Origin of the sequence: Collimonas fungivorans (genome assembly GCF_028292705.1) — a bacterium.
Taxonomy (GTDB): Bacteria; Pseudomonadota; Gammaproteobacteria; order Burkholderiales; family Burkholderiaceae_D; genus Collimonas; species Collimonas fungivorans_B.
In genome coordinates, this window is sequence record NZ_JAQGLV010000131.1 from 1 (window position 1) to 4,483 (window position 4,483).

A 4,483-nucleotide genomic window follows, 5' to 3' on the forward strand; every position below is an offset into this window, starting at 1 on the left:
TGAAGGGGGCTGATATCGTGTACGCGACCCGGATCCAGAAAGAACGCTTTGCCGACGAGGCGATAGAGGGCTACACCCCGGATTTCCAGATCAACCAGGCGCTGATCGATTCCGCCTGCAGCGCCGACACCATCGTCATGCATCCCCTGCCGCGCGACGGCAGGCCGGGCGCCAACGACCTCAGCACCGATCTCAACCACGATCCGCGCTTGGCGATCTTCCGCCAGACGGACAACGGCATACCGGTGAGGATGGCGATCTTTGCGACTTTGCTAGGTGTGGAAAACCAGGTGCAGCATTCGATGCGCGACGCCAGCTGGCGTTCGCCGCACCATGTCGGACCGGATGATGCGGCATTTGATGGGGTCGCCTAGACGGGATCGCCTAGATGGCGCGCCCAGACGGACCCGATTGAAATTCGCGGGCCGGCCTAGGCAGGCCCGGCCGTATTCAGCAGGAAAATGAAGCTCAGTGCGTCTTCTTTGGGCGCAATGTCTTGCCAGGCGGCGGCGCCACCGGCTTTTCCTTGGCCAGCGCCAGCAGGCCGGCGCAATCGCTTTGCTGGTCCGCGCTGATATTAATCAGAGGCAGCACGGCCGCCACCGGAGCCAGCACGCCCAGCGCAATCGCGCCGCCAGCCTTCAACGCCAGCACACCCTTGTCCACCCCTACGTCCGGGTTCTTGAAGCTGCCTGTGACGTGCAGCGGCGACCTGAGCGAGAAGATGCGCAATCCCTTGGTCTTCGGATTGATGGTCAGGGCCAGCGACTCCTGCGCCAGGTTGACCTGGCCTTGGACATTGATGATGGCATCGTCGGTATCCATCACGAAGGTGCGCGCATCCATCACGCCATTGGTCACGGCAAAATCGCTGGCCAGGCAATTCAGCTTCACTTGTTTGTCGCCGAACAGCTTGGAAATCACCACATTGCCGATATTCAGGCCCGCCGCTTCCAGCAGGAACTTGCTGATGGTGCCCTGGTTGATCAGGGTTTTCAGTTCGCCGTTCGAGCTGCCCAGCAGGCTGGCCACCGAATTGCCGACTGCGGACAGCGAAGCGTCGCCATTGATTTCCCCCAGGCTGGCCTGGGCTGACGCCAGCGTAGGGAACAGCTGCTTGATTTTCAGATGGCGCGCCGAAATTTTCATTTCCGCCTTGATCAGCTTATTGCTGCCGTCGAGCTTGATGTTGGAAACCAGGTTGCCGCCAGCCACGCCAAAGTTCAGCGGCGTCAGCGACAGCACGCTGTCCTTCAGATGCAGGTCGGCCACCAGGTCCTGGATCGGCAAGTCTTTATCGCGGATGATCTTGCGGCCGGTGAATTTGACGTCGGCATCGATACTGCCCCAGCGCGCGGTATCGAACTGCTCCACCGGCAGCACCTTGTTGCCCGGTTGCGCCACGCCATCGCCGCGATTGGCCTTGCTGGCGTTGGAGTCGGCGCCGATCAGCGGCGCCAAGTCCTGCAGCTTAAGCTGGTTCGACAACAGCGTACCTTTCAGCAAAGGCCGCGGTTTCTGCGCGACATATTCCAGCGTGCCGGACAGGTCGCTGGAACCGACGCGGCCGCTGAATTTATCGTAGATCCAGTCGCCGCCGGCGCTGTTGAGCTTGCCGATCAGCCGCCCTTCGGTGGCGAACGGCGGCGTCGCCGGCAGCACGATGCCGGTCAGCGGATACAGGTTCGACATGCTGGCGCCCGACAGTTTCAGGCGCAGGTCCAGCGCCGCCAGGTCGCTCGGTTTGGTCAGCGTGCCCTGGATTGCAATCGCGGTCTTGCCTACATGGATGCTGGCTTGCAGCGGATACGGCTTGCTGGAATTCTGCAGCGACAGCACTGCGCCTGCCTTGCCTTCGCCGCCGACAGCGGCTTTGTTGAAGGTGCCGCCGACTTTCCAGCCGATGCCGTAACCTTCAGGGCTGACCACCGGCAAGCTGTCGATGTCGGCCTTGATGTCGAGCTTGCTGACGGGATCAAGCAATCTCACCGTGCCTTTCGCCAGCACCAGCTTTTGCAGCTCAAGCTGCCAGGCGGACGGTCCGCTGGATTTGAAAGTCCAGTTGTTGTCGCCATCCGGCTTGCGCTCCAGCGCGATGCTCGGCGTATCCAGCTCCAGCGACGGCACCACGATCTGGTGCGCCAGCAGCGGCAAGGGACTCAATGAAAACGTCAGCTGGCCGATCTCCGCCATGTGCGGACCGGTCTTGGCCCAGTCCGGATTGTCCAGCACGATGTCCTTCGCGCTCAGGCGCGGCCAGGGCACCCAGCGGCGCCAGCTGTCGAGGTCGGTCTGCGAGTTTTGCCAGGTAAGCGCGAGGTCGCCGCGAATCGCAAAATTGCGTCCGGTAGCCTCGCTGACCCGCTGGTTGAGCCACGGTTTGGCGCGGTTCCAGTCGAACGTGAGCAGCAGCGCCACGCACAGGGCGATCAAACCAATCAACGCCGCAATCGACCACAACAGCACTCGAACCGGACGCCGTAGCGGGGGAAATGTAGAGGTAGTCATAAGGTTGTGAGGCAACTCGCTATCAAAAGTTCAATTTGACAAGTATCTGGAATACTGTGCTTGTCGCTTTGATAATAATGAAACTGATAAGAAATTGTATGTCATCGGGACCCGGCGATGAGGCGTTATCTAGAGACTGTCCTCTGCGTTTGTGTGAGACATGCAAGCGTTTGTAACCCGATGTTGCGCGGCCAAGCTGCCGTGCTAGCGTGTAACTACCGTCCATTCCTCGTAGTCTGGAGCAAAAAATGAGTAACAATAAAAATACCTCGATGTCGCTGATGCTGAGCGTCTGCGTAGCGGTGCTGCCGCTGGCCGCCTGCGACAAAAAGCCCGACGCCGTACCTGCTGCAGCCGCGCCCCAGGCGCAACAAGCACCGGCGGCCCCTGCCTATGTACCGCCAACCGCCGACCAGCTGTATCAGCTGGTCGGTCCTATCGCACTGTTTCCCGACAAGCTGGTGGCGCAAGTACTGGCCGCATCCAGCTATCCCGACCAGATAACCGCCGCCGATAACTGGCTGGCGCAAAACAAGAACCTGAAAGGCGCCCAGCTGCAGGACGCGGCCAACCAGCAGCCCTGGGACGTCAGCGTCAAAGGCTTGACGCAGTTTCCCAGCGTGCTGGACCAGATGGCGCGCAACATTCCCTGGACCTCGGCCCTTGGCGATGCTTACGTCAACGATCCTAGCGACGTGATGAATGCGATCCAGGTGATGCGCCAGCGCGCCGCCAGCAGCGGCAATCTGAAGGACAGCAAACAGCAGCGCATCGCCGTCAGGCCGCGCGTGCAGCCTGCGCCGCCTACTGACTATGCGCTGCCGCCTGGCGAGCCGCTGGTCTACGCCGGCCCGGAAATGGTTGCGCCACCGCCGGAAACCATCGTGATCGAGCCGGCCGAACCGGATGTGGTGTACGTGCCGGCCTACAATCCCGGCGTGGTCTATGGCCAGCCGCTGCCGGTCTATCCCGGTTATTCCTACGAACCCCCTGCACCTTATTACCCGCCTGGCGAGATAGTGACCGCCGGCGTGATCACCTTCGGCCTCGGCGTCGCCGTCGGCGCAGTGATCAGCCATCACGACTGGGGCTGGAATTCTTGGGGCGTGCATTGGGGCGGCGATGGCGGCGGCGGCAACTGGCGCGGCGGCGGCGACCGCGACCATGGCTGGCACCGGCCCGCGGTTGTGTATAACAACAATACCTATGTGTCGCGCTCGACGACGATCGTCAATCGCGTGACCAACAACTACAACAACACCTACAACAACAGTACGGTGAACAACAACACCCGCAATAATTTTGGCGGTCCCGGCAATAATCCTGCTGCGGCCAACGGCGGGCGCCCCCCTGGCCAGCCGGGCGGCGGCGCGCCTAATTTCTTCAATGGGCAGCGGCCGAATCCGGCGCAAGCGAATCCTGCACAGCCGCAGCCGCAGCCACAGCCACAGCAGCGTCCGAACCAGAATGCAGCGCCGTTTGCCGGCAATCCGCGGCCAAACCATGGGCAGCCGGATTTCGGCCACATGAGCCGGCCCGACTTCGGCAAGACTCCGCCGCAAGCGAGCGGCGGTGCGCCTAACGCCAATCAACTGGCGCGCCCGGGCTTCCTCCGGCCGGCTCCCGGCCAGCCGCAAGCCAGCGAACCGGGGCAGAAGCCGTTGCCGAACCAGCTACAGCAAAACGCGCAGAGCCGGCGTCCGGTCCAGCCGAGGAACCTGGATGCAGAAAACCCGGTGAACCTGCATAAGAATCCTTTCAACGGCAATGTCCCAAGGCCGAACGTCAATCGGCCGGCCGCGCCTGAGGCGGCAAGACCGCAGCCGACGCCGCAAGCGACACCGCAGCCGCAAAACCTGCCTAACCGGCAGCCGGAGCAGTCCCAGCATCGGCCTGAAGGCGGCCAGCAAATGCATCAGGAACCGAACCGGCCGGCGGGCAATCCCGGACCGCAGTTTTTCAACCATCCGGAATC

General features: G+C 62.2%; 2 protein-coding genes and 1 pseudogene. 2 read left to right on the plus strand and 1 reads right to left on the minus strand.

Going from position 1 to position 4,483, the window contains the following annotated elements; translation table 11 throughout:
- Positions 1-374 (plus strand): annotated as a pseudogene (locus JWQ61_RS06305) (aspartate carbamoyltransferase); the annotation flags it as partial.
- A 94-nt stretch (positions 375-468) separates the two neighbouring features.
- Here JWQ61_RS06305 and JWQ61_RS06310 read toward each other — a convergent pair.
- A complete protein-coding gene (locus tag JWQ61_RS06310; RefSeq protein ID WP_304359777.1) occupies positions 469-2,508 on the minus strand; it encodes an AsmA family protein in 2,040 nt (679 codons plus the stop codon).
- Between the two features lie 248 nt (positions 2,509-2,756).
- Between JWQ61_RS06310 and JWQ61_RS06315 the strand changes: the two genes are divergently transcribed.
- A partial coding sequence (locus tag JWQ61_RS06315) for a DUF3300 domain-containing protein (protein WP_304359778.1) occupies positions 2,757-4,483 on the plus strand: 1,727 nt, incomplete at its 3' end.

Bases quoted from the DNA above. Each gene is read 5' to 3' on its own strand.
- JWQ61_RS06310 (WP_304359777.1), bottom strand. From the start codon at position 2,508: ATGACTACCTCTACATTTCCCCCGCTACGGCGTCCGGTTCGAGTGCTG.